General features: G+C 57.3%; 20 protein-coding genes. 12 read left to right on the top strand and 8 right to left on the bottom strand.

All coding sequences use genetic code 11. The annotated features are described in order from the left end of the window. Positions 1-7: 7 nt before the first annotated feature. From OEL83_04100 to OEL83_04090, 3 genes are read right to left on the bottom strand one after another with little or no spacing between them, the layout of a single operon-like run. Entirely contained in the window at positions 8-640 is a 633-nt protein-coding gene (locus OEL83_04100; GenBank protein MDK9706213.1) for a histidine phosphatase family protein, read from the bottom strand. Between the two features lie 33 nt (positions 641-673). Further along, on the bottom strand, positions 674-2,182 hold the full coding sequence (locus OEL83_04095; protein MDK9706212.1) for an amidohydrolase: 1,509 nt from the start codon (positions 2,180-2,182) through the stop codon (positions 674-676). Further along, positions 2,179-3,033, bottom strand: coding sequence for a GNAT family N-acetyltransferase (locus OEL83_04090; protein MDK9706211.1), 855 nt, complete (start codon positions 3,031-3,033; stop codon positions 2,179-2,181). The genes OEL83_04095 and OEL83_04090 overlap by 4 nt, the downstream gene beginning before the upstream one ends. Positions 3,034-3,311: 278 nt before the next feature. Between OEL83_04090 and OEL83_04085 the strand changes: the two genes are divergently transcribed. The 9 genes from OEL83_04085 (at position 3,312) to OEL83_04045 (ending at position 12,226) form a co-directional block, all read left to right on the top strand. Next, positions 3,312-4,172, top strand: coding sequence for a neutral zinc metallopeptidase (locus OEL83_04085; GenBank protein MDK9706210.1), 861 nt, complete (start codon positions 3,312-3,314; stop codon positions 4,170-4,172). Positions 4,173-4,524: 352 nt separating this feature from the next. After that, positions 4,525-4,887: a response regulator gene (locus OEL83_04080; GenBank protein ID MDK9706209.1), complete on the top strand. Its 363-nt coding sequence runs from the start codon at positions 4,525-4,527 to the stop codon at positions 4,885-4,887. Between the two features lie 61 nt (positions 4,888-4,948). Continuing rightward, positions 4,949-5,416 carry a ferritin family protein gene (locus OEL83_04075; GenBank protein MDK9706208.1) on the top strand — a complete coding sequence of 156 codons (468 nt, stop codon included), beginning with the start codon at positions 4,949-4,951 and terminating at the stop codon, positions 5,414-5,416. A gap of 340 nt (positions 5,417-5,756) precedes the next feature. After that, positions 5,757-6,272, top strand: coding sequence for a 4Fe-4S dicluster domain-containing protein (locus tag OEL83_04070; GenBank protein ID MDK9706207.1), 516 nt, complete (start codon positions 5,757-5,759; stop codon positions 6,270-6,272). Positions 6,273-6,329: 57 nt separating this feature from the next. Further along, entirely contained in the window at positions 6,330-8,495 is a 2,166-nt protein-coding gene (locus OEL83_04065) for an FAD-dependent oxidoreductase (GenBank protein MDK9706206.1), read from the top strand. A 23-nt stretch (positions 8,496-8,518) separates the two neighbouring features. Further along, a complete protein-coding gene (locus OEL83_04060; GenBank protein MDK9706205.1) occupies positions 8,519-8,728 on the top strand; it encodes a hypothetical protein in 210 nt (69 codons plus the stop codon). Beyond that, complete coding sequence (locus OEL83_04055; protein MDK9706204.1) at positions 8,707-9,180, top strand: CBS domain-containing protein; 474 nt, start codon at positions 8,707-8,709, stop codon at positions 9,178-9,180. The genes OEL83_04060 and OEL83_04055 overlap by 22 nt, the downstream gene beginning before the upstream one ends. Positions 9,181-9,189: 9 nt before the next feature. Next, entirely contained in the window at positions 9,190-9,969 is a 780-nt protein-coding gene (locus tag OEL83_04050) for a 2Fe-2S iron-sulfur cluster-binding protein (GenBank protein MDK9706203.1), read from the top strand. 172 nt (positions 9,970-10,141) lie between these two features. Further along, positions 10,142-12,226, top strand: a complete 2,085-nt coding sequence (locus OEL83_04045) for a molybdopterin-dependent oxidoreductase (GenBank protein MDK9706202.1) — start codon at positions 10,142-10,144, stop codon at positions 12,224-12,226. 103 nt (positions 12,227-12,329) lie between these two features. Here OEL83_04045 and OEL83_04040 read toward each other — a convergent pair whose 3' ends face one another. Together OEL83_04040 and OEL83_04035 are read right to left on the bottom strand one after the other, a co-directional pair. After that, on the bottom strand, positions 12,330-12,842 hold the full coding sequence (locus OEL83_04040; protein MDK9706201.1) for a hypothetical protein: 513 nt from the start codon (positions 12,840-12,842) through the stop codon (positions 12,330-12,332). A gap of 322 nt (positions 12,843-13,164) precedes the next feature. After that, positions 13,165-14,418, bottom strand: coding sequence for a hypothetical protein (locus OEL83_04035; protein ID MDK9706200.1), 1,254 nt, complete (start codon positions 14,416-14,418; stop codon positions 13,165-13,167). Positions 14,419-14,821: 403 nt separating this feature from the next. On the opposite strand from OEL83_04035, the gene OEL83_04030 reads away from it, so the two are divergent. Both OEL83_04030 and OEL83_04025 read left to right on the top strand, forming a co-directional pair. After that, entirely contained in the window at positions 14,822-16,855 is a 2,034-nt protein-coding gene (locus OEL83_04030) for a methyltransferase domain-containing protein (GenBank protein MDK9706199.1), read from the top strand. 175 nt (positions 16,856-17,030) lie between these two features. Continuing rightward, positions 17,031-18,479, top strand: a complete 1,449-nt coding sequence (locus OEL83_04025) for a hypothetical protein (protein MDK9706198.1) — start codon at positions 17,031-17,033, stop codon at positions 18,477-18,479. Between the two features lie 115 nt (positions 18,480-18,594). On the opposite strand, the gene OEL83_04020 is transcribed toward OEL83_04025, so the two are convergent. The 3 genes from OEL83_04020 to OEL83_04010 form a co-directional block, all read right to left on the bottom strand. Next, complete coding sequence (locus OEL83_04020) at positions 18,595-19,038, bottom strand: nucleoside deaminase (GenBank protein ID MDK9706197.1); 444 nt, start codon at positions 19,036-19,038, stop codon at positions 18,595-18,597. A 129-nt stretch (positions 19,039-19,167) separates the two neighbouring features. Then, the gene (locus OEL83_04015; GenBank protein MDK9706196.1) at positions 19,168-19,449 is read right to left on the bottom strand and encodes a hypothetical protein; all 282 of its coding nucleotides are present in this window, start codon (positions 19,447-19,449) and stop codon (positions 19,168-19,170) included. A 152-nt stretch (positions 19,450-19,601) separates the two neighbouring features. Continuing rightward, complete coding sequence (locus tag OEL83_04010; protein MDK9706195.1) at positions 19,602-20,048, bottom strand: SHOCT domain-containing protein; 447 nt, start codon at positions 20,046-20,048, stop codon at positions 19,602-19,604. Between the two features lie 743 nt (positions 20,049-20,791). Between OEL83_04010 and OEL83_04005 the strand changes: the two genes are divergently transcribed. Continuing rightward, on the top strand, positions 20,792-26,263 hold the full coding sequence (locus OEL83_04005; GenBank protein ID MDK9706194.1) for a transporter substrate-binding domain-containing protein: 5,472 nt from the start codon (positions 20,792-20,794) through the stop codon (positions 26,261-26,263). Positions 26,264-26,295: the final 32 nt, after the last annotated feature.

Below are 26,295 nucleotides of genomic sequence, written 5' to 3'. Positions count from 1 at the left end.
AAGGTGGTTACTCCTGCCCCCTTGTCCCCGGCAAAAGTTCGCCGTTTGCAAGATACGAGTTGACGGCTGTAACGCTGTATCCCTTCCCATCATGATGAATTGTGTTCAAACAGCCGTAATCCTGGTCCAATCCGAGCAGGTTCTTGAAGGCGATACGGAGAATCCGGCAGAGGATGACGCGGTTGACTCCAGCGTGGGCGATAATCGCCATCCGCTCCTCACCGCCAAGGGCGATGGATTCGAATACGGGCCAGACCCTGCGGTGCAGATCGACAAAGCTCTCTCCCCCCATCGGGCGGAATCCAGCCAGGTTGGTGCCCCGTGCCTCATAACAACCGGGGAAACGCACCTTGACCTCGGCAACGCTCAAGCCTTCCCAGGCCCCAAGGGCTATCTCCCGCAAGTCCGGGAAGATCTGGGGTACAACACCCAGCCGTTGACCGATGATACGGGCGGTCTCCCGGCAGCGGGAAAGTGGGCTGCAGGCAACCCTGTCGATTGCCTGTGCTGCCAGGAAATCGGCTAGGCTAGAGGCCTGTTCCAGGCCTTGTTCAGTCAGAGGCAAATCCTTCTGGCCGACAAAGCGGCGTGGCCTTTCCTGAGTGATTTCACCGTGCCGAATCAGATAAATAGTTGTCATAGGATACTTTCCTGCACGCCAATCCCTCCGCGATTATTTTAGTGGCCGCTGCTCATCACGGATCTTTGCCGCAAGAAATTGTGCCGCGGCAAGCACTTCCCCCTCCGCCAGGGTCAAGAGTTTGCCGCGGCGCATAACAATCCGGCCGTCGACAACGACGGTGTCGACATCGGCCCCACCGGCGGCGTACACCAGGTGTGAGTAAACATTGTACATCGGCACCATGTTGGCGCGATCCTGATCGACGAGAATGATATCGGCCCTCTTGCCCTTCGTAAGAGAGCCGATCCGCTGTTCCATCCCCAAGACCCTGGCACCGCCGATGGTTGCCGCCGTCACCGCCTCGGTGGCGCTGAAGACCGTCGGATCGCGCCGGGAAACCTTGTGCATCAAGGCAGCCGCGTTCATCTCCTTAAATATGCTGAGGCTATTGTTGCTGGCGGCGCCATCGGTGCCAAGACCCACGGCAATGCCCGCCCGCAGCATCTCCGGAACCGGGGCGACGCCGCTGGCAAGCTTCATATTGCTGCTCGGATTATGGGCAACACCAAGCTTCTTACCTGCCATGAGGCCGAGGTCGCCAGGCGACGGGTGCACGGCATGGGCAACAATCACCGTGCCACCGAAAAACCCGAGATTATTGAGGTGCTGAAAGGGCGTGACGCCATATTTTGCCGCCACCTCGCCTATCTCTTTCTCGGTCTCGGCGACATGGATCATCAGCGGCAGGGCCAGCTTACCGGCGAGGGTCTTGGAGGCGGTCAGGGTCTCCGGCGAGCAGGTGTAAGGAGCATGGGGGGCCACGGCAATGGTGATGAGCGGATCGTTCCGCCACTTCGCCGCAAGGCCGGCAATGATGGCGAAGCTGTCTTGCGGGCCCTTGCTGTCGGGAGTCGGAAAGTCGATGACCGCCTCGCCGACCACCGCCCGGACGCCCGCCTTTTTTGCCGCCTGTGCTATCTCACCGGCAAAGAAATACATATCGGTAAAGGTGGTGGTACCGGAGCGGATCATCTCAACCAGGGCCAGGTCGGTGCCGGTGCGCACCGAGGCGGCGTTGATAAATTTTGCCTCCGCTGGCCAGATATGCTTCTGCAGCCAGGTATCGAGCGGCAGGTCGTCGGCCATCCCCCGGAAGAGGGTCATCGCCGCATGGGTATGGGTATTGACCAGGCCGGGCATGATGATCTTCCCGGCGGCATCGATGGTCTCGGTCGCCTGATACCCTTGCCGCAAGTCGCCCGACGGCCCGACGGCCACTATCTCGCCCTTATCGACTGCCAGGCCACCGTCCTCGATAAGGGTCATCTGCCCATCCATGGTGACCACCAGGCCGCCGGTAATGAGAAGATCCACCGGGGCCTGGGCGGCAGTAGCGACGCCCCTGCCGCCAAACACCAAGCACACTATCACGGCGGCTATGCACGCCGCTTGCCGTCTGCCGTTCATCATTCTTTCTCCTGCTGCCCCGGCATGGGGGTATTTTTGCTGAACCTGCCGGCTTTTCTGGCCGGCGTCATTCGACAACCTGTGTTCAATCATCCCAATTCAAAGGTGGTTACGCCAAAAAGCTTTGCAATAGGCAGCTCCGGAGCAGGTCCTTTATACATTCGGGCGGTCTCGAAGGCAGGGGCCATCTTGTACCGGGCCGCCAGGGCAATTGCCGCGGGATTTACCGCCGGTGTGTCGAGAAAAAGCGCCGCCCCGGCCGGAGTCTTCGCCTTCAGTGCCAGAAAGAGCTGCTCAGCCGTCTGCGGATCGTCGGCAAAAAGAGGCCCGATTTTATACCCGTTGCGGCACAAACGGACAACCCCATACCCCGCCAAGCCACCATCATCGCCCCGCACTCCGAATGCGGCGCCCTGCGGCGGCTGCAGCCAGCGCTGTAAAAAGTCTCGGCGCCGGTCAGGAAAAAATGCCGCATCAAAGGCCTCAATCTCGGCAAACGGCACCGTCGCCAGATCGATGGTCCGGGCAGCGGATGGATATTCGCCACCGCCGATTCCCTGGTAGCGAATGTTCCGGTAGGCCAGGACAAATCCGGATTTCCGGTAGTTGTCCTGCTGGGCGACGACGCCGTCCAAACCGATTGTCCGACCAGCCAGGTGGTCAAGGGCGGCCTGCCAGATCCGCAGACCATAGCCTTGGCCGCGATACTCGGGCTTCACTATATAGAATCCAATAAAACCAAACGAATCGCCGTAGCTGACAGCCGAAATCGTCGCAACCGGTTTGCCTTGCACGCTGCCCAGCAAAAAACCATTGGCATCGGCGGCATAAAAGCAATCGGCATCGGTCAGTCCCGGATTCCACCCTTCTTCCGCCGCCCAGTCAATGGCGAGATCCACCTCTTGTCGCGTCATCGCCCGGATGGTGTACATATTTTCAACCATGCCCCACTCCCAATTCCCTTATGGTGACCGACAGCCGCAACCTTGCCACCTGCCGAAGAAGCACCTTCCACCGGAATTCTATATGATCCGATTCCGCAAAACCACCCTTTCAAAAAACTTTGTCATTTCTTTTTCCGCTACGGACCGTTACCGGCCATTTACCGCAGGATAGTACGATTGGCCATTGCCAAACATTTCCTTTACGAGATATACCTTAATTGAGCAGTTCTTCAGCTCAAACGAAACGCGTCGTTTCAGACACACAAAAGGAGGCAACCATGCGCTGGGAGATGGGGCGAAGAAGTACCAATGTCGAAGATAACCGCGGCAGCAGAATGCCGCGTGGGGTTAAAGGCGGCGGCATTGGCATCCTGCTGCTGGCCCTCATCGGCATGTTTTTCGGCATAGACCCGTCGGCAATTCTCAATATGGGAGAGGCCCTGCAGGGACCCCCTCCGCAACAAATGTCCAAACCCTACCAGGCCAGTACCGAGGAAAAGAAATTGACCGATTTTGTCTCGGTCGTTCTGGCGGATACCGAAGATACCTGGAACCAGATATTTTCGGCGGCACACAAGACCTATAGCGAGCCAAAACTCGTGCTGTTTTCCGATGCGGTCGACTCGGCCTGTGGATTCGCCCAGGCGGCGATGGGGCCATTTTATTGTCCGGCCGATCATAAGGTCTACATCGACCTGTCGTTTTACCGCGACCTGCGGGCAAAGCTCAACTCGCCCGGCGATTTTGCCCAGGCCTATGTCATCGCCCATGAGGTGGGACACCATGTCCAGAATCTCCTCGGCATCAGCGGCAAGGTGGCCGAGCAGCGGCGCAAGCTTTCCGAGGTTCAGTACAACAAACTCTCGGTGAAACTCGAACTGCAGGCCGATTGCCTGGCGGGGGTCTGGGCCAACCATGCCGACCGGGTCCGCCGGGTGGTCGAACCGGGGGATATCGAGGAGGCCCTCAATGCCGCCTCAAATATTGGTGACGATCGCCTGCAACGCCGCTCGAAGGGACATATCACACCGGATTCCTTCACCCATGGCAGCTCTGCCCAGAGGGTGAAGTGGTTCAGCAAGGGCTTTCAGTCCGGTGCGCTCGGCAGCTGCGACACCTTTACCGAGCGTAATCCCTGAGTCGCAACGGCCCGATCCACATCCTCCGGGATTTATTCACTGCCGCTTCTTTTCAAGATTTGATTTTGCAACTTTTTTGCTGCACCCTTTCTGCCAACAGGCGTATTGCTCCATTGCCGGCAAAAAGGTCCGAATGCAAAGAGGTTACACCTTTGTCCTCTTGAGACTGCAACGCGCCAGACGCGGAAAAGAAGCCAACCGTAAGACCGGGAAATTATCGTAGTATCCTGAAAACACTGCTTAAAACAACAAAGAAACAGCACCTTGATAAATCCGGCATAAAAGGTGCAAAACTCAATTGCCGGAGCACACTCTCAACAACAACCTTTTTACCAATGACCGGAGCCCCCCCATGGCCGAAATCGTCATCCTTGATGATATTCTTGACGCAGCAGTTCTGGTGCAAAAAATTCTCACCAGACGAGGCCATGCGGTCCGCGCTTTTACCGAGGAGGATGATTTCTTATCACACCTGGAATCCTCTCCCGTCGATCTCGCCATCCTCGATTTAAACCTGAAAAAAATGAGCGGACTCGAGGTCCTCGAGAAGATAAAAAGGCGCAAGCCAAGGGTGCGAGTCATCATACTTACCGGTTTCCCGACCCTTGAAAGCGCCAAAGAGGCGATAGCACTCGGTGCGGGTGCTTACTGCGTCAAACCCGTTGATGTAAGAAACCTGGAAGAAATAGTGGCGGGAGAGCTTTCCCGTCCATGATACCCGAAAGACATTTCAGGAATTACTGAGCAAACACCACCTTTGACCTTGAGGACAAGCCATGGATTTCAAGAACCTGACTGCCATCATTGATTTTGCCATTTCCCAGGAGCAGGAGGCCGCCGACTTTTACCGGATGATCAGTCAAAAAGAGGCCCAGGTCGGCAAAAAAGACCTGTTCCTGCAGTTCGCCGACCAAGAAGACAAGCATCGGCACATTCTTCAAGGGCTGAAAAACGGCGATACCGGTAGCACCCTCGACGACTATCCCTTCGTCTGGATTACCGACATCAAACGCAGCAACTTTGTGGCGGAGGTCGCCTACACCCCGGGCATGCCCTACCGTGATATCCTGATGCTCGCCGCCAAGCGCGAAGAAAAGGCCCTGGCTCTGTACAATCTTCTCCTGGCTGAAGCACGGGACGAAGGGGCAAAGAAAGTTTTCAAGATGCTTTGCCAGGAAGAGGCCAAGCACAAGCTGGCCATGGAGGGCACCCTGGACGCTTACATGGCCGAAATGGGCGATTGAAAACTGCGACAAATACTTTGCACCAGGGGCCGGGACATAATGCTTTCCTTTGTTTTTTCATGCGGATACCTGGAGACATCGTTGCTTGCGGGAGAAACCCCGATGTTGCACCAACAGGGGAGAATAGCGGCATATACCGGGGCATTTTTCTCAACACCGCCGGCACCACCTTGGGTGGCAGAGAATTATCTCCCGAAATCATTGAGGAATTTCAACTTACCAACCACCAGTCTGCCGGGACAGCAAACCCGTCCTGGCATATAACTTGCAAAACTGATGGGCGGATCCCTTGGCGACTCGCCCCACGCTGCATCGAACTTTTACCTTGAGGAGAATTTTCATGAGCCGGTTCCATCTTTCCCAGGATACCCGCAAATGCATCGGCTGCCATGCCTGCGAAATCCAGTGCAAATCCAATAAGAGCCTGCCGATTGGCCCCCGTCTCTGCCAGATCGTCGAGGTCGGCCCGAAGATGGTCGGCGGCCTGCCGCGCATCTCCTTCGTCTTCATGCCCTGCTTTCACTGTGAAAACCCCTGGTGCGTCGCCGCTTGCCCGACCGGCGCCATGCAGCAACGGCAAAGCGACGGCATCGTCTTCGTCGACCACAATCTCTGCGTCGGCTGCAAGACCTGTATCGCCGCCTGCCCATGGGGAGCACCGCAGTGGCAGCCGGAAATCGGCAAGGTGGTCAAATGCGACTATTGCAAGGACCGCCTCGATCAAGGGTTGAAACCAGCCTGCGTCACCGCCTGCACGACCCAGTGCCTTGAGTTCGGCGAAGGCCAGGCAATGACCGAAAAGAAACGCAAGCGCCATGCCGAATCGGTGGCTTCCTTTGAAAACAGCTCGTTCTAATTTGCTGGAACCAATATTTGGGCGCATTTCCTCCAGTCGCCCCAAGAAGAGCCTGCCATGACTCCAAATGTCTGTCCGGTCCACGAGACCCTGCTAGCCTTGAGGAAGATCCCCGCCGAGGGCAAGGTGGTTCACCCACGCAGCCGTCGTCTGGTCGATGAAATCGCCACCCTCGTCCAGGACATCGTCGCCGGGCGGGCCGGTGCTGATCATCTGCCGTCAATCGATGCACGAGTGATCGAACTTCGCACCTTTCAGGACGATCCGGAAGGCGCTGCCACCGGCCAGTGGCTGGCGGCCCGGCTGGCCGAACACAGCGAGGTCTTTCGCAGCCACGCAGGGAATCATAACTGCGCCGCCTCGGTCTGCGACCATCTCACCCCGGCCCCCTGTCAGATGGCCTGCCCGGCAGGCATCGACGTGCCGACCTACCTGTCGCTCATCGCCCTTGGCCGGGACGACGAGGCGATTGCCGTCATCCGCCGCGATAACCCGCTGCCCTGGGTCTGCGGTCTGGTGTGCACTAGGCCCTGCGAGATGATGTGCGTCAGGGCGCGGATCGATACTCCGGTGTCGATCAAGTTCCTCAAGGCCTTCGCCGCCGAGCGGGCGATGTCCTGGGGCAGCTACGAAAATCCCCGCCAGGCCCCGCGAAGCGGCCGCAAGGTCTGCGTTATCGGCGCCGGCCCCGGCGGTCTCAGCGCCGCCTACTACCTGGCCCTGCACGGTCATTCAGTACGGGTCGTCGAGGCCCTGCCCCGGGCCGGCGGCATGATCCTGGTCGGTATCCCCCGCTACCGTCTGCCCTCCGACATCATCGACCGGGAGGTGGCAAAAATCGAGGAACTTGGCGTCGAATTCCGCTACAATACCCGCTTTGGCAAGGATGTCGATCTTGACGATCTGCGCGCCGAGGGTTTCGAGTCTTTCTTTTTCGCCATCGGCGCCCATGCCGCCTTCAACCTCGGCATCGAAGGTGAAAACGATTTCCCGCAGGTACAGGGGGCCATCGACCTCCTGCAGCGGGTCGCCCTTGGCGAGCGCCGCTGTCCCGGCAAAAAAGTCATCGTCATCGGCGGCGGTAACGTCGCCATCGACGCCGCCCGCACCTGCCTGCGCCTGGGTAGCGAGGAGGTGACCATCGCCTACCGCCGCACCAGAAAGGAGATGCCCGCTGACCACGAAGAGGTGGAACAGGCGGAGGAAGAAGGGGTGCATTTCGAGCTGCTTACCGTGCCCATGGCGGTGACCGGCGAGAGCGGCAAGCTGCGCGCCCTGCGCTGCCTAAAGGCCAAACTGGTCACCGTTCCCGGTTCGAACCGCCAGTCGCCAAAACCAATCGAGGGCAGTGACTACGACATCCCGGCCGACGCCATCATCAGCGCCATCGGCCAGCGCATCGAGCAACAGTGGTTCACCGCCATGCCGGAACTTGCCTGGACGCACCGCGACACCATCCGCGTCAACACCATCACCATGGAGACCAGCATCCCCGGCATCTTCGCCGCCGGCGACGCTGTCACCGGTCCGGCAACGGTCATCGAGGCCATCGGTGGCGGCAAACGGGCGGCGATTGCTATCGATCGCTATCTCTCCGGCATCCCCCAGCCGAACCTGCCGCCAGTGCCGGTGCGCCAGCAGCGCATCCCCTATATTGACGTCCCGGCGCATACCAAGATGGCCCTGAAGCGGCCGGAGATGCCGCTGCTTGGCCTTGATCGCAGGCGCACCACCTTCCAGCAGGTGGAACTCGGCTACTCCGAGAACCAGACCCGCGAGGAAGCCAGGCGCTGCCTGCGCTGCGACATCTGCCGGCGTTGCGGCAAGTGCGTCACCATCTGCAAGGAGAAAATGGGGGTCGACGCCCTCGCCCTTGGGTATCTATCGTTTGAGCATCCGGAAATCAGCGATTTCCGCTACACCGGCGAGCGCTGCATCAGCTGCGGCGCCTGTGCCGCCAACTGCCCGACCGGAGCAATGCGCATCGAGGACCGCGGGGGAGAACGGATTCTCACCCTGTGCGGCACCATCCTCAGCCGCCAGCCCCTGATCTCTTGCACCAGCTGCGGCGCGGTCATCGGCACGGCGCGGTATCTGCAGTTTATCCGTGGCCGCCTCGGCCGCCTCGCCGCCTCCGCCGCAAGCGACGCCGCACCGTTATGCGATGCCTGCCAGCGGAAAAAGGGCTATCACGGCGGCGGCACGATTATGGCGACTACCTGAAAAAGACGACGAAGGAGAAGATAATGGTTTTTCACAAAGGACAGATGGTCCGGGTAACAAGGCGCAGCAGCGATGAAAGCTGGGAAGAGTATATGAACGGCCTGGTCGGCAGCCGGGGCATGGTCACCGATCCCGACAACCAGATCAACGACCCGGATTCGCTCATCGAGGTCAGCCTCGAAGACAAAGGCACCTTCCGTCTGCCGCAGGATTGTCTGGAGATTTTGGAGTAGTCCGGATGCGCCTGGAGAAGGTCCTGCATAGCTGTGCCCTGAAGGCGGAAACCCTTGCCCCCGAGCAGAGTCTCGCCGAGGCGGCGCGGGCGATATGCCGGGCAGAGACGGGGGCGGTCCTCGTTGACGATGGCAAACTGCGGGGACTGGTGACCGCCGAAGATGTTCTGCGTACCCTGGTTGCGGCAAGCGCGGTCGACCATGCCTGGAACGGGCCGCTGCGCGCGGCACTCCACCGGCAGCTGCCGCTTGTCACCTCCGGGGCAAGGATTGCCGAAGTCGTCGAAACCATGGCAGCGGCCGGCGTACAATCCCTGCCGGTGACCGCCGGCGACGCGACCCTGGTGGTCAACCTCACCCGGTTGTTGCAGATCCAGATCAACAGCCTGCACGACGAGGTGCAGCACCTGCAAACTTATATTGACGCGCTGCATGACGCGCCGAACGACTGAGGAAGAACGATGATAACCATCTATATCAACGACCGGGAAGTGCCCGTCGAGGCAGGGACCACGGTCCTGCAGGCCGCGCGGGGCGCAGGTGTCCATGTCCCGACCCTCTGCCATCACCCGGCCCTCAAGCCCTCCGGCTCGTGCAAGGTCTGCGCCGTGGCGGTGGAGAAGGTCTCGGGGGGACGGACGATCATGCTCAGCTGCATCCTCCGGGTCAAGGAGGGCATGCGGCTGTGGACCGAGGGCCCCGACGTTCTCCAGGCGCGCAGCAAGGCCCTGTTAAAACTCATCGCCATGGCCCCAATGGCAGAGCGGATTCGTCATCTCGCCGAACAGGAAAACATCGCCCTGCCACCGGCACCCGACGGCTGCATCCGCTGCCGCCTGTGCATCCGGGTTTGCAAGGAAATCATCGGCAAAGAGGCCCTGCACATGGAAAAAGTTGACGGCAGGCAGATGGTACTCCCCGACCCCGACCGCTGCATCGGCTGCGGCACCTGCGCCAACATCTGCCCGACCCAGGCGATCACGGTACAGGAGGACGGCGGCATTCGCACCGTATCGATACGGGGCTGGGTCTTCGGCCGCCATCCGCTCCTGCGCTGCCAGGGCTGCGGCAAGTATTACGCCACCGAGAAACAGATCCACATGATGGAGGAACGCACCGCTCCCCATCCGCAGGTCAAGGAACATCACCAGTATTGTGCCAACTGCGCCAAGCTCTTTTCCAACCGGCTGCAGGTCTTGGGAAAACAACCGCCACGCCAGCAAATTACAAAGGCGGGCTAAGGCCCGCAACCCAAGGACTGTCATCCCCTTGCGGGGATTCGTGCCTTGGTGGGGTTTCGAATGACAATGTTTTTAAATTTATATTTTCATTTTTTTCTGACAGCATTTTCGGAGTAAGGCACTAAAGCCGCAGTAACCAGCTGCCGGCATAGCTTAGAGTAAGGAGAACTTCATGGTTGCCAAATCAGTGTTCAGTGTATGCGGGATGTGTACCGTTCGTTGTCCAATCCAGGTGACGGTCGAGGACGGACAGGTGACGTTTCTCTCCGGGAATCCCCATGTCCCGGCGATGAAGGGGGCGGTCTGTCCGCGCGGCGCCGCCGGTAACGCCCTGATCACCGATCCGGAACGACCCCAGACGCCAATGATCCGTGCCGGGGAAAGGGGCGAGGGCAAATGGCGGAAGGTCAGCTGGGACGAGGCCTTCGATTATGTCGCCGACAAATTGAAAGAGGTCAAGGACAAATACGGCGCCAAGGGTATTGCCCTTACCGACCGCGGCGGCCCGTTCCGCGATATGCACCGGGCGCTGCTGCGTGGCCTCGGCAGCCCCAACTACTGCAACCACGATTCCTCCTGTGCCCGCAACGTCCAGCATGCCAGCTTGTCGGTCACCGGCATGGGGCGAAAAAGCATGGCCTACGACCTGAAGAATGCCAAACACGTCGTCCTGCAGCTGCGCAATATCTTCGAGGCGATCAACGTCCAGGAGGTCAATAACCTCATGGATGCCATGGAAAACGGCTGCAAGCTGACGGTCATCGATATCCGGGCGACGATTACCGCCTCCAAGGCCACCCGCTACTTTCAGGTACGCCCTGGCTCCGACTATGCCTTCAACCTGGCGGTCATCCACGAACTCATCAAGAAACGGCTTTTCGACGAGAAATACGCCGCCCGCTATATCGAGGGCCTGCGCGATCTGGAGAGCTTTATCGAACCCTACAGCCCGGAGTGGGCACAGGGCGAGACCGGTATCGAACCGGCGTCGCTGCGCGCCTTCGTCCGCGAGCTGGTCGCCGCCAAGGGTGCGGTGATCTGGCATCCCGGCTGGATGGCGGCCCGCTACCGCGATTCGTTTTACGTCTGCCGCACCGCCTATATCATCAACGCCCTGCTCGGCTCCTTCGGCGTCAAGGGTGGGATGCCTCTGGTCAGCAAGCCGGGCGACGTCGGCCGAAACGACCTCAAGGCCTTTGTCGACCTCTACCCGAAACCAAAGGACCAACGCGCCGACGGCCTCGGCTGGCGCTACACCCACTTTGAAGAGGGCCCCGGTCTCGCCCACCTGATGTACGAGGCCTTCGGCAGCCAGGACCCCTATCCGGTCAAGGCCTATATCGCCTACCGCCATGACCCGCTGATGGGCTTTCCCGATCCGGAGCGGTTGAAGAAGCTCTTCGACAACCTCGACCTCCTGGTGTCGGTGACCTTCAGCTGGTCGGACACCGCCTGGTACTCCGATGTCGTCCTGCCCCTGTCACCGTATCTGGAGCGGGAAAGCGTCATCGCCACCAAGAATGCCCTGAAACCACAGTTCTTTGTGCGCCACCGGGCAATCGAGCCCCGCTACGACTCGAAGGCCGACTGGCAGATCGTCGGCGGTCTGGCCAAGCGGCTCGGCCTGCCCGAACTGGTTTTCGACAAGGTGGAGGACGTCTGGAATTTCCAGCTGCAGGGCACCGGCGTGGCCATCGAGGACTTTAACAAAACCGGTATGGTCAACCTCGCCGACAAACCGGTCTACCGCGATATGGACAAGCTGAAATTCAAGACGCCGAGCGGCAAGCTGGAGATCATCTCGGCAAAACTGGAAAAGGCCGGACTGCAATCGCTGAAGCCCTTCGAGGCCCCGGAAACCCCGCCGGAAGGGAGCTTCCGCCTGACCTTCGGCCGCTGCGCCATCCATACCCAGGGGCATACGGTTAATAACCCGCTGCTTTTTGAGCAGATGCCCATCAACCCCCTGTGGATCAACTCCAAGGCGGCGGCAAAGCTCGGCATAAGCAACGGCGACAAGATCGTGGTATCGCAAAGGGACTATTCGGAAACAACGGTGGCTAAGGTCACCGACCTCATCCACCCCGAGGCGGTATTCATCATCCACGGTTTTGGCCATAAGCTGCCGGTGGAGAGCCGCGCCTTCGGCAGGGGCCTTGCCGACCAGAATTTCATGAAGGGCGGCCTCGACAAGTGGGATAAGGCCGGCGGGGCCATTGCCTACCAAGAACACTTCGTCACCGTCCGCAAGGCCTGATGAACACGGCACGGGGGATGGTGGCCGATCCCCCGTGCCGGCCTACGTCCTCCTCTTCTGAGGGGGACGTTCTTACCTGCCGGGAAGCGTTTCCTGCGTGGAACTAGGAAGACTTATAGGTGGAATCCTTTAAGGATACCGCCATCCGGTATTCTTCGTCTTCCGGCTTGGACAACTTGATCGCCCGGTCAAAACACTCCCGCGCCTGCCTGTTCTGCTGAAATCCTTCCAATAAAATTTCCCCGCGCAAATTGTGGGCCAGGGCAAATCCGGGCTCCTTGCGTAGCAGGAGATCGACCTTTTTCAGGGCTGACGTGAAATTGGCAATGCTCATGAGCATGCCGATTTCCTGGATTTCCTTGCCGTATTTGATGTGGACGCTGAGCGGTGCTTCCTGAGCGAGGCCGACAAGTCCAAGGACGGTGTTGACGTCATAAACAATGACAATGATGATGAGACTTATGCCGGCGCTGTAGATGAGCGGGTTGACCAGCAGCGCCATAAATGAGAAGCCTTGGAAGAAGCAGTATATAACTCCCAGGATGCAAAAAGGCACAAACAAGATACCGGCATAGCGGAGGAAATCTCCAACAACAGTGAGGTCGCGCTGAGGCATAGTTGCTATACCGTGATAATTATTTTTTGGTGATAAAATGCTCCCCTCTTGGATATTCCAAGACTATCGCATCATGGCAACTTTCGCAAATATCCTGGTGTTACTTTTCACCTATGCCGATGCTTCAAGGATATTTGCTTTCCGGCGCTAAACCTTGACCTCCGTGTCGGTTTTCTATCCGGCCTTTTTTAGAGCGATTTTCATATTGAATCTGCCCGGCAGGTTACCGGAATTCAGGTTCAATACCAAAAAATAAGCCCGGTGAAGTTTCCTCCACCGGGCTTATTGCCGTCAATATAAACTCGCTGATGCGTGCCGCAAATTAGAACTTAAGGGACAAGCACAAACCACCTTCCATCACATCCTCTTCCCCTGTAGCATCTCCGGAAACAAGATATGCAAAAACGGCCTCAGCGGTCAGGTTGTCATAGAGATTATAGCTAAGTTTGCCATCGAATTCCCAACCGAGTTCCGTGTCGCCGGCGGCATTATCCTCAGCAAGGGAGGCATACCACACATCAGCATCAATTTTCAGCTTGTCCATCGGTTTGATGGTCACACCAGCGTTGCCTGCCCAGACGTTGCTGATACCGTCAGCAGGGGCCCCATTAGAGGAATTGTTATCAAATACACCATAACCCATGATCTCAGACCAGTAGTAGGATCTACCGGGAGCTTGTACGAAGGTATTATTCTCGGATGCATCACTGCCGTCATCGCCACTGGCATAGAAGAACTGACCGTGGACGATGCCGGCATCAGCACCAACGGCACCCAGGAATGCCACGTTATCGACACCCGCGACATCGCCGCCGTTGTAGATACCGGTGGCCCAAACAGCGACATCACCGAATTTCAAGTCGGCATCGGCACCAAGATACCAGTTTTTGCTGTCATCGGCGGCGGCATCGTCCTTAATGTTGTGGAACACGAAGTACGGGGTAACTGATATCTTGTCGTTGATTTGCACAACCGCCAATGCAGCCAGGATATTCTGGTCAATACTGGAAGCGGTAGCGATATCATAGCCGTAACCCTCGGTGTTATCCAAGTTCATCCAAACTACCGGCACAGTGACGTTGCCAAATTTCCCAGTAAGGGTCACACCTGCGAAATCATCGTCAAGGAGGAAGCCACGGGCAAGAACGGCACCTTGAATACCAACCTTGGCATTCAGCGCGGAACCCACGTTGAAATCAGCATAGGAATTCTTGATTCTCCAGTTGCCCTTGCCGTCGGCGCCGAGATCCCCACCTGCTCCAAGGCCTGAAGAGCTGACCTTGTAGCTTGTACCGTCGACATCAACCGTTTGTGTACCGGTGGTATCGCCCCAGCCGGTATTGAACTCAAATTTGTTGACAAACTTGAAATCATCGCTGAATTTGGCCGTGTAGTATAAATGGGTACGTGTATCCACATATTGCGTACTTGCAGTGTCTCTACCTGAGAAATTATCTTCAAAGGTAAAACGGGTGCGCCAGTATCCTCCGAACTGATTTTCCAATGCTGCGGAGGCGGTTGTCGCAATTCCGCCCACGAGCATAAGACCGACCGCTGAGGCAATAATTTTCTTCATTTTTTCTCTCTCTTGATGATGTTTCACCCCTCTTTGCGAGGAGTCATTAATCCTTTGCCCGGCTCAATGCGCTGACCACCAGCAGAACCTTTCAATTTTTCAGGAAAAAGCCAGCAAAGACTTGATTTGTGCGGCCTATGCTAAACGTGACGCGAGTTTTTGTCAAGATTTCTGAATTTATGATATTCTCATTGATTGGAGGAATTTTTTAAAGCTGAGATGAGTAGTTTGCCTGCGCAAACCATATTTATACCCTTGCGGTATAAAAAAGCTGGTCACCCTAGGGAAGGGGGGCAGTTTTTCGGCCATTTTCTCCCCTCATTGGCGATGAAAGAGGAAACGCATTTATTTTCAAAAAAAATGAAGTCAGACCTGTAACGCTGAAAAAAATAGGATTATCAACATGGATCAAAACATTACGTCCTTTAACGTTGCTCTTGTCGTCGATGGCTATTCAACAGGCCAGTTCTATCCAAAAGCCATAAGGGAAAAAGGCCTGCGGCCTGTCCATGTCGCATCCGGGACAGAAAAAAACTCCCCGGAGCTTGAGGCCTACATATCCGAGGCCCTTGAGCACATGCGCCATGATTACGACGCCATGTTTCATGGCTGGAACGACCTCGACAAACTGATCGCCAGCTTGGCCGGCATGGCCCCCTGCTGTGTCATGCCCGGGTGCGAGATGGGCGTTGAAATGGCTGATCTGCTGGCCCTCCGCCTGGGCCTGCCCGGCAACGATGCCGCCACAAGCCATATCCGGCGCGACAAGCTGGCCATGCACGCCATTTTGGCCAAAGCCGGCCTGCCATCCCTGGCTTCACTGGCCACCGACAACATTGATGAGGCGCTTGCCTTTGCCGCGGACATCGGTTCCTGGCCGGTTGTGGTCAAGCCTCTACGCAGCGCCGCCACCGAAGGTGTGCGCTTCTGCCGCTCTGCCGAAGAACTCAAAGAGGCCTTGGCGGCACTTCTGGGCACATGTACCCAGTTCGGCGACCGTAATGCCCAGGTGCTTGTTCAGCAATGCGCCAAGGGGCGCGAATATGCGGTCAACACCGTGTCCCGGGCGGGCAGGCATATCCTGTCCGACCTGTGGGCATATGAAAAGATTCCCACGCCAGGCGGCGCTCCCCTCTATGACCGGACCCGGCTGGTGCGCACCCTGGACCAGGAAATGCGTGCTATTCTCGCCTACACCTTCCAGGTGCTGGATGCCCTCGGCATCCGCATCGGTCCGGCCCACACCGAAATCATGGTAACCGATCAAGGCCCGGTGCTCATTGAATCCGGCGCACGCCCGATGGGCGGGGCGTTTCCCCAGGATCTGATCGAGGAATCGGTAGGCCATACCCAGGTCCAATGGGCCGTGGACAGCTATGTGGATGCCGGGGCCTTTGCCGCCAATGCCGAAAGAGAGTACCGACCAAGTCACGCCATGTGCATGAAAACCCTCATCTCCACCCAGGAAGGGGCCATCCAGGCTATTCCAGCTATTACCCTGGCCACACGCCTCCCCTCCGCGCGTTATGGCAACTTCATCGGTGCGCTTTCCAAGGGTCATGTGCCCCGTACCGTCGACCTGCTCACCAGTCCGGCCTATGTCTTTCTCTACCATCAGGACCAGTCGGTGGTAGATGCCGACTGGGCTACCCTGCGGGAGCTGGAGATCGAAGCGCAAAACCTGCTGTTCGAGATGAGCCCAGCCAATGCATCTCTTGCAAGCCAGGAGGACTGGTTCGCCCATGTGCCTGACGAATGCTGGCTTAAGCCGGAAACCGAGTCGCAGCGGGATGCGGACATCATCTGGCGGGCGCTTGGGCTTTCGGCCGGAGAGCATGTGCTGGACTGCCCCTGCGGCGATGCGCGTATCGGTGTGCATCTGGCCAAGCAAGGCGCTATCGTAACCGGCGTCGACCTGAACCCCAGATTCATCGCCCGTGCCGGTGAACGTTGCAAAGAGGCCGGTGTCCCCGCTCAGCTGCGCGTCGGTGACATGCGTGAACTGGGCGACAAAAACACCTTTGACGCCATAGTCAACTGGTTTAACAGCTTCGGCTATTTCGGCATAGAAGATGATTTTCAGGTGCTTTTATGTTTCGCGGATGCCCTGCGCCCCGGCGGCCGGTTGCTCATTGAAGCGCCCAATCGCCAAGGCATTCTGGGCAATCTTGTCCGTAGGGAAGAAGCTGAGACCGGTAAGCAGAGCAGTGTGCTCTGGGATGAGGTAACGGAGAAGCTGATAACCCATCTGACGCTTACCGGCCCCGATAGACAACGTAAGATCACATCCGGGGTTCGCATGTATTCCCTGCCCCAGTACAGACTGCTCCTGCAGTTGGCCGGATTGCAACTCAAACAGGTGTACGGTGAAGACTTGACGCCATTTGATGAGACCTCTCGACGGATGATCTTGGTGGCCGTCAAACCGCAATCTTGAGCGGCCTTGCCGTTGAGCTCTGCAAAGGCCACTGGAGCTCTCAGCCCAATTAATTCCGTAAAAATGAAGACTTGGCATTGTTCCATTGATTTGATATTTTATCCTCAATCTCAAAAACACAAACCTCACCGAAGAAAAACTCTGATGGGAACTCTGGGCTCTTACAGGTGACACTATGAAAAATAAACGAAATAGCCGGGATCAATCATCCGCGCCGTATCAGGAAATACCGGCCACAATGTACGGTGCCTTCCTGTTCTTCGTGTTGCTGGCGGCGCCGGGCTGTAGCGTCGGCCCTACGGGCTCTATTTCACCAGGCTGGACGCCCCCTGCCCATCCTTTCATGGCAGCAAACGGCCGCAGCAACGTTCATAACGATGCCTATATGACCGATTCCTATGCCGTTGCCGGTCCCACTGACGGCAATCTCACCATGACCACAAAGCCCATGAACAGGCTATGCGTGACAATTGCCTTCGACAGCCAGGGAGCAATCAAGACCCTCTGCACAGGAGCGGACGGCGGTCGGGCCGTGTATCTTCTCGACCCTGTCACCCTGGCAACAAATGCCTCGTATGAGCTGCCGTCCAGCACTAACCTCGGAGCGGCCGGCGCGGGATATTTCTACATCGACAACCTGGACCGCATCGTCGTTCCTACCGTCAACAAGCATATCTTCAGGCTGGAGGCAACCGGCAATCCCCCAGTTTTTCGAATTGAGACCGATTTTGACCTGACATCGCTGCCCGATCCCGCGCATATTGAATCCGCCCTTCCCGACTGGAACGGACGGCTGTGGTTCGTGACCGAAGAGGGATTGGTGGGGACGGTGGAAAAAGGCACCGCGCCGAAAACCATTACTCTCGCGCAAACAGATGGCGCGGCAACAGTCAGCGAGGGCATTTTCAATTCCTTCGCGGTGGATGAAAGCGGTGGGGTCTATGTTGTTTCGGATCACGCTCTGTACCGGCTCGATGCCGATGCCAACGGCAAGCCGGCGGTGACCTGGCGCGAGGAATACGATCGTGGTACGAGACGAAAACCTGGGCAGTTCAGCCAGGGCTCAGGCACGACACCAACGCTCATTGGCCAGGATTACGTAGCGATCACCGACAACGCAGAGCCCCGTATGAACGTGCTGGTTTACAGGCGACAGGCGAGCGTTACCGAAAACCGCCTGATCTGCCGGGTCCCTGTCTTTAAAGAAGGGGCGTCGGCGACAGAGAATTCTCTCATCGCTTTCGGCAATTCCATTATTGTCGAGAACAATTACGGGTATCCGCGGGCCATCCATTTCATCGGCAAGCTGTCCACGCCAGGGGTGACAAAAATAGATATTTCCCCTGACGGACAATGCGAGAAGGTATGGGATGCCGACATCATCGTCCCGTCGGTCGTGTCGAAATATTCGGCGGAAAGCGGCATGGTCTACACCTACGCAAAAGACAAAGCCGGGTGGTACTTTACCGGGCTCAGCGGCGCTACGGGGAAGGCAGTATTTGCCAAGAAAGCGGGAGAGGACGAATTGAAGTTCAATAATCACTATTCCGGAATCGCCATCGGGCCGGACGGCTCAGCCTATGTGGGGACCCTTGGAGGGATAATTCGCTTCGCGCGCCATTAAAACAGTTCCGGGCAGCCTCCGGAGCGACGCCCTGCGAGGCGTTCCTTGCCATTTGCCAATCACGCAAGAAAACGCAGGTGGAATAGGGGCAAACTCTACCCTTCAGACTATTTTGTCATACGCCAATATCCTCATTCCATAATTGAGGATTTCTTTTGATAAAGGATTTCATCATCTGAATGCACTCGTCATCTTGTAATACAATTACCTCGACGCCATTTTTCCGTAAATGATCTTCGTCACCCAAAAAGTTGCTATTTTCCCCAACAACAACTTTTTTGATTCCATACAAAAGGATTGCCCCGCTGCACATTGGGCAGGGAGAAAGCGTCGTATAGAGAGTTGATGATTGGTAAATAGCAGAGGTTAATCTCCCGGCGTTTTCCAGTGCATCCATTTCACCATGTTTAATAACGCTGCCCTCTTGAATCCTCTTATTTCTGCCTTTACCAATAACTTTACCCTGACAAACAATTACTGCACCTATAGGTATTCCACCTTCTTTTTCACCTTGGCGCGCTTCAGCTATTGCCATGTCTAAATATTTTTTTGTTTCCATGGGTTCCTAAGGTTTTTGTGGATTATTAATCGGCTTAACAGGGCCGGACTGAAGTCAAACGGATTGTAACGGGACGCTGCCCCAATATACTCCTCTATGTCCCTATCCAGGGTTACATCAGAATGTATTTCAGTCTTTTTCGTTTTCCGTTTTTCTCATTTTGAGTACCAAGATAGCGATAGTGAAATTCACTAATGCTGTCCCCAACAAACCCAACAATGATTGAATGGCATAATATTTTTCAGTGAAAATATAGAGACCAATATTTGCGAGCCCGAACAGAAACCAGGATATAACGCTAATACCTTGAACATTTCTCTCTCTAAGAATCTTAACTAATTGCATCAAAGAAGCTAAGGGCAAAATAATTGCAGGAATCCAGCCTGCAATACTTGGGATTAATTCTTTCATATTATATGTATTTTTTTCGAGTATTTATAGTAATATATTTCAATAAATCCACAAACTAATGATGTTAGAGAATAATTAAAGATATTCATTTTTACAATCTATCTTGATTCTGATCCACTCTTACTTTGTCTTAAAAATGTCTGCTGTCAACCTCAAATCCCAGAAAGAATTTTTGCCTTCTGTTCCTCAAATTCGGTTTGGGTAATTATCCCTTTGGTTCTAAGATCGTCAAGCTTTAAAAGTTTATCATGAAAATCTTTAGGAACAGCTCGATTGCTGTCAGAGTTATCAGTATTACGGACACCTCCTAAACCTGAGACCAATCGAAATGTATAAGTAAAGCTAGGCATATGGCCAGGGTAAGAAGGTGATTCCTTTTCTGCGACTGCCACAGCCAATTTACCCTTGCTCTTCGCAAATTCATTTGCCCTACTAATAACCTCGGTCCTTAAAGAACTCATAGACTTAAACACGCCACCGGACGATGTCTGCGAGATTGTATAGGTATCTTCACCAATTAGCACAAATGGAGCAGGAGCACAGCAATTAATAAGTGTAAAAAACAGTATGATTATAAGCGCAATGACACGTGGATTCATTTTTTCTACCTCAAACGTGTCAAATGTTGTGCACAATGGCAAAATCATAAGATTATTTGGAGTATGTTTCTGGAAACAGGCAAGATGTCCCCTTATTTTAGCGCGAGCCTTTTACTCCATTGATTTCCATGTAACCTACTAAAAGTCCATATAAATACCTTGGCCAACTAAAGGCAAGATGTTAATTGTCTCGATATCAGAAATACACGGTAGCTGCTGGTTCTACCCCACTAAGTAAAATCCATCGCTGTCGACCCGGAAGACATTAGAAGGCAATCGGCAGAATGCTTGGTAAGAAGCCATTCCCGCCGTCAGGTATGGTACGTATCAGAAACAGTTGGACAGTACTTCTCAATTGTTACGGACAACATGGAACGGAGATTAAACTCTCCGAAAGGCTCCATCAGTTTATTATTAAACTTCAAAGCAATAGTTACCAGCTAGGCATCTACAGAAATCAAGAAGGCAACAACAGTGCCTGGACTGCACCCCACCAGGCGCGTATCCCCGAAAAATCCGGGTAAGTACTATCCCGTTTCACCGATGTTTTGGCCGATTACTGTCTTGATAAATTTGTTCTGGAAAGACTTCCTGCTTTTAGCGTAAAATATTTGTCAAAGCCGCCTGGAAAAGAGTAGCATGATTTCATTGGTTGAGATCGCCCTTCGCCCAGCAGGGCCTTGTGTGGCCCGCCCGGAGAAAGCGATTGCGTTTCACCTTCACTAGCCTCGGTCGCAGGGAAAATGCCGGAAAAGCCGCAAAAATGCGCGTGGTTGAAGAAGACCGCCAGAAACTGGCGTATTGCCGCAGTGTTGCTTTGTACCCTTCTGTCCCTTACCATCTCCGCCGGTGGCGCCACCGAACCGGCTTCAAATCCCAGCGAAAGCAAGGCAGCTGCCGAGGACACGCCGCTTGCCTTCACTCCCGCCGAACAGGCCTGGTTGCAGAGCAAGCCAATGGTCTCCATAGCGGTGATGAACGATTGGCCGCCGCTTAATTTCGTCGCCCCGGGAGGCGAACCGGTGGGCATCGGTGCCGATCTCCTGCATCTCCTCGTCGGCAAGCTCGGCCTCACCGTGCGCATCGTTCCCGGGCCGTTCAAGGACAATCTCCAGGCGGTTAGGGAAGGCAGGCTCGACGCCCTGATGGACGTCTCACCGAAACCGGAGCGGGAGGCCTATCTCAACTTCACCAAGCCGTACCTCACTATTCCCCATGTCTTTGTCGGCCGGGCCGAGGGCCCCTATTATACCGACGCGGCGCAGCTTGCCGGCAAGACGGTGGCCATGGAAGAGGGCTTTTACGGTGTCAAACACTTTCACGACAATCATCCGGAGGTAACCATTCGCCAGTATGCCGACACCGCCGCCTGCCTGGCCGCGGTGTCGCAAGGCGAGGTCGAGGCCTACGCCGGCAACCGGGCGGTGGCCGGCTACCTCATTACCAGGGATCTGCTCACCAATCTCCGCATCATGGGCCGGCTCAATCAGGCCGGGTCGGTCCTGGCCATCGGTACCCGCAAGGATCTCCCGGAATTGGCGGGGATCTTCACCAAGGCCCTGGCAAACATCAGCCAGGGCGAGCACCTGGCCATCCTACAAAAATGGACGAAGGGCGGCACCGCCAAGGTTACCGCCGAATTGACCGAGGAAGAGCAGGCCTATGTCGCCGAACATCCGGTGGTGCGGGTGGCCGCAACCGGCAACTGGCCGCCCTTCGAGTATCTGGACAGCTCGGGAAGTTACCGGGGCATCTCCGCCGACATCTTTCGCCTGGTGGCCGAACGGGTCGGCCTGCGCCCCGAAATTCACAGCGAGCCCTGGCCGGTGCTCTACGGCATGCTCAAAAATAAGGCTCTGGATGTCAGTCCGGGGATGAGCCCTTCTCCCGAGCGAAGCCGGGAGTTTCTCTTCACCCGGCCCTATCTCAGCTCGCTCATCGGCATTTGGGTACGATCCGGGGAAGAGGGTATCAAGACCATCGACGATCTCAACGGTGAGACCGTGGCGGTGAAAGAGGATTTTTATCTGGCCGAACAACTCACCAAAAAATATCCAGGCATCAACCTGCTCCGCCATCCCTCCACCCTGGAGGCGCTTAAGGCAGTAACAGTCGGCCAGGCCGCGGCCTATCTCGGCGTCGATGCGGTTGGCAGCTATCTTGTCGACCGCTATCTCATCAAGGGGCTGCGGCTGGTTGGCTATGTCGAGGAAGACCCGATGGAACTGGCGATCGGCGTGCGCGGCGATGCCCACATGCTCCATGACATTCTCGTCAAGGGCCTGGAAACCGTCTCTGACCGGGAAGTCAACGAGATCCGCAACCAGTATGTCGGCGACGTCGACGGTTTCGAGGCGGTGGTGCGGATTGGCACGGCGGATCGTCAATGGCTGGCCGGCCATCGGCAGATGCGCCTTGGTATCGATCCGGACTGGCTGCCTTTCGAGGCGATCAACGAGCACGGCGAATACCTGGGAGTCGTCTCCGAGTACGTCGGCTGGCTCAACACCACCCTCGACGTCGCCATGGCCCCTTTGGCCAATGCCAATTCGACGGAGATCATGCGCCGGGTCGAAAATGGCGAAATCGATGTCATCGCCGCCTTTAGTCCGACTCCGGAGCGGCGCCGCCATCTCCTGTTCACCCAGCCCTATCTGACCATTCCGATGATTCTCGTCACCCGGGTCGATGCCCCCTTTGTCGGTGGACTCGCCGATTTACAGGGCAAGCGGGTGGCAGTGGCGGAGGGCTATATGGGAGAGGAATTTCTCCGCCGTGATTTCCCGGGTATCGATTTGCGCCGCTACGGCAATCTCGGCGATTGTCTGGCCGCCGTGGCCGCCGGGGAGGCCGATGCCGCTTTCGACAATCTCGCCTCGACAACCTATGCCATGCGCGCCAAATCCCTGGATCGCCTGAAGATCGCCGCGACCACCGCCTACAATTTTGAACTATGTTTCGCGGTGCGCAAGGACTGGCCGCAACTCGTCAAAATCCTCGACCAGGCCCTGACCATCCTGCCCCGACAAAACCGGCTGGCCTTTTACGATCGCTGGAGCAACGTCAATATCCATTCCCGGGTGGATTGGACAGCGGTGCGCCGTATCGCCGGGGGCCTGTCGTTTACCGCCCTGATCGTCATCTCGCTGGTGATCTGGTGGAACCGCCGTCTCGCCGCCGAGATCGCCGAACGGAGACGGGTTGAGGAGGCACTGCGCCTGACTCGCGGTGAGTTGCAACAGATCTTCGACAATGCCCAGGTTGGCATCCTCCTCGTCCGCGACGGACCGGACGGGTATCGCGGCAATGCCAGGCTTACGGAGATCCTCGGCTACCAAAAACGCTCGCCCGGGCAAGTTGATGGTGCGGCGGCGGAAATTCACCTGAGCCCAGGCCATCAAGCCCTGTTTGCCAAGGAATATCTGCCCAAACTTGCCGAAGGTCGCCAGGTGCAGATCGAGCGGCTGGTGTCACGCCAGGACGGCACCGGGATATGGTGTTCGCTGTCCGGCAAGGCCCTTGACCGGCGGCTACCCCCCGACCTGACGGCCGGAGTACTCTGGGTGGTCGACGACATCAGCAAGCGTCGCGAGGCGGAGCGCCTCGTCAAGGACCAGGTGATGTTCCAGGCGGCGCTGATCGACACCATCCCCAACCCGATATTCATCAAAGACGCCGATGCCCGTTTCGCCGGCTGCAACCGCGCCTATGAGACCGCTTTCGGGGTTGATCGCGACCAGGTCATCGGCAAGACCATGGTCGATCTCGAGGTTTTTCCGGAGGACTTCCGTACCGACCACCACATCGAGGCCAGCGAATTGATCGCCAGCGGCGGGATGCGGCGCCGGCAGCTGAGTCTTCCTTTTGCCGATGGCCGGGACCATCATGTCCTCTACTGGCTGGCCGGTTTTGATTTGTCCGATGGCCGGCGCGGCGGTTTGATCGGGGTCATGGTGGACATCACCGAACTACGCGAGGCCCGCGACGCAGCCGAACAGGCGACCAGGGCCAAATCCGATTTCCTGGCCAATATGAGCCATGAGATCCGCACGCCGATGAACGCCATCATGGGCATGACCCACCTCGCCCTGGCCACCGAACTTACCCCGAAGCAGCGCGACTACCTGCAGAAGATCGATAGCTCGGCCCGGTCGTTATTGCGGATCATCAACGATATCCTCGATTTTTCGAAAATCGAGGCGGGGCGTCTGGATATCGAACAGACCGATTTCCTGCTTGAGGATGTCCTCGACAGTGTCGGCACCGTGGTTCAGGTCAAGGCCGAGGAAAAACGCCTGGAGCTGCTATTCAAGGTCGATGGCGAGGTGCCGATGGGGCTGGTCGGCGACCCCCTGCGCCTTGGACAAATCCTCATCAATCTGGCCGGCAACGCCGTCAAGTTCACCGAACGCGGAGAGATCGTCCTGACCATCAGGGTAAAATGGCGCGATGACGAGCGGGCCATGCTGCATTTTGCCGTCCACGATACCGGCATCGGCATGACCACCGAACAGTGCGACCGGCTCTTCCAGTCCTTCAGCCAGGCCGACTCCTCGACGACCCGGCGCTTTGGCGGCACCGGCCTGGGTCTGGCGATCTGCAAACGTCTGGCCGAACTGATGGGCGGAGAAATCGGCGTGTCGAGCCAGCCGGACAAAGGCAGTACCTTCTGGTTTACCGCCCTGTTCGGCCTCCGGCAAAAAGCCCGTATCGAACCGCGCAGCCTGGCCGCCGATTTCCGGGATATGCCGGTCCTGGTGGTCGACGACAACCAGGCCGCCCGTGACATCCTCAGCGACAGCCTGACCAGCATGGGCTTTGCTCCGACCGCCGTAGCCTCCGGAGCCGAGGCGGTGACGGCGCTCTTGGCAAGTGATGGCACCCGGCCGTTCAAACTGGTGCTGATGGACTGGAAGATGCCCGGCATGGACGGTATCGAGACGGTGGAGAAGATTCGCCGGCATCCCCAGCTCACCGCAATTCCGACGATCATCATGGTCACCGCCTACGGCCGGGAAGAGGTGATGCAGCAGGCGAAAAAGGCCGGGCTCGACGGCTTTCTGGTCAAACCGATCAACCAGTCGGTGCTCTTCGACACCATCATGGAGATCTTCGGCCATCCCGTGGCCCGGCAGCGGACCCAACCCCGGTCCGCCGACCTGACGCCGGAGGTGCTGAGTCGTATCGGCGGGGCGCGGATCCTCCTGGTCGAGGACAACGAAATCAACCAGCAGGTGGCCGCGGAATTGCTCGCCCAAGCGAGGCTGTTCGTCGATATCGCCGGCAACGGCAAGGAAGCGGTGGCGATGGTCAAAAGCAGCGCCTACGACGCGGTGCTGATGGACATCCAGATGCCGGTGATGGATGGCTATGCCGCCAGCCGGGAGATCCGCGCCGACGGCCGCTTCGCCGCCCTGCCGGTCATTGCCATGACCGCCAATGCCATGGCCGAGGACCGGGAAAAAAGCCTGGCCGCCGGAATGAACGACCATATCAGCAAGCCCATCGATCCTCTTCAGCTCTACCATACCCTGGCCCGCTGGATCAGACCCGGCGAAAGGCCCCTGCCGGAGTTGGCGGAGCCGCCCACGGCGGAGGACGAGGCGGCGGCGATGCCTGAGCTCCCCGGCTTCGACACGGTACGGGCCCTGGCCCGGATGGGCGGCAGTGTCCGGAGTTATCGCAAGACCCTGGCGAAATTCGTGGCCGGCGAGGCCGAAGCGATGGCCAGGGTGCAAGCAAGTCTCGCCGCCGGCCAGCGGCTTGACGCCCGGCGTGAGGCCCATACCCTCAAGGGGGTGGCCGGCAATATCGGCGCCACCGCCCTGCAAGAGGAGGCGGCAGAGCTGGAGGCCCGGCTGGCGGCAAGCGACGGGGAGGTGGCAGCTTCTCTCCTTCAGAGGGTCGAAGAGCGGCTGCACGCTACGCTCCGGATCATCGAGGCGGCTCTGGCCGCCGGCGAGCTGCCGCCATCGGCCGCCGGCCCGAGCCGCGAGACGATCGCCGACCTCCTCGACGAACTAGACCGGCGTATCGACAATTTCGATGCCTCGGCCGGCGAATGGAGCGAAAAATTGATTGCCGGTCTGCAGGCTTCACCACTGCAGCAACAGGCGGTGGAACTCGGCCAGCTGCTCGAGAGCTACCGATTCGACGAAGCAAAAGAGCTGCTGGCCAGACTGCGGACCGGGCTCGACGTGCCACCGATGTCCTAGAGTAGTGAGGTAATAGCCGTCAGGGCGATATG

The organism is Desulforhopalus sp. (genome assembly GCA_030247675.1).
Lineage (GTDB): Bacteria > Desulfobacterota > Desulfobulbia > Desulfobulbales > Desulfocapsaceae > Desulforhopalus_A.
This window is presented reverse-complemented; position numbering and strand designations above follow the sequence as displayed.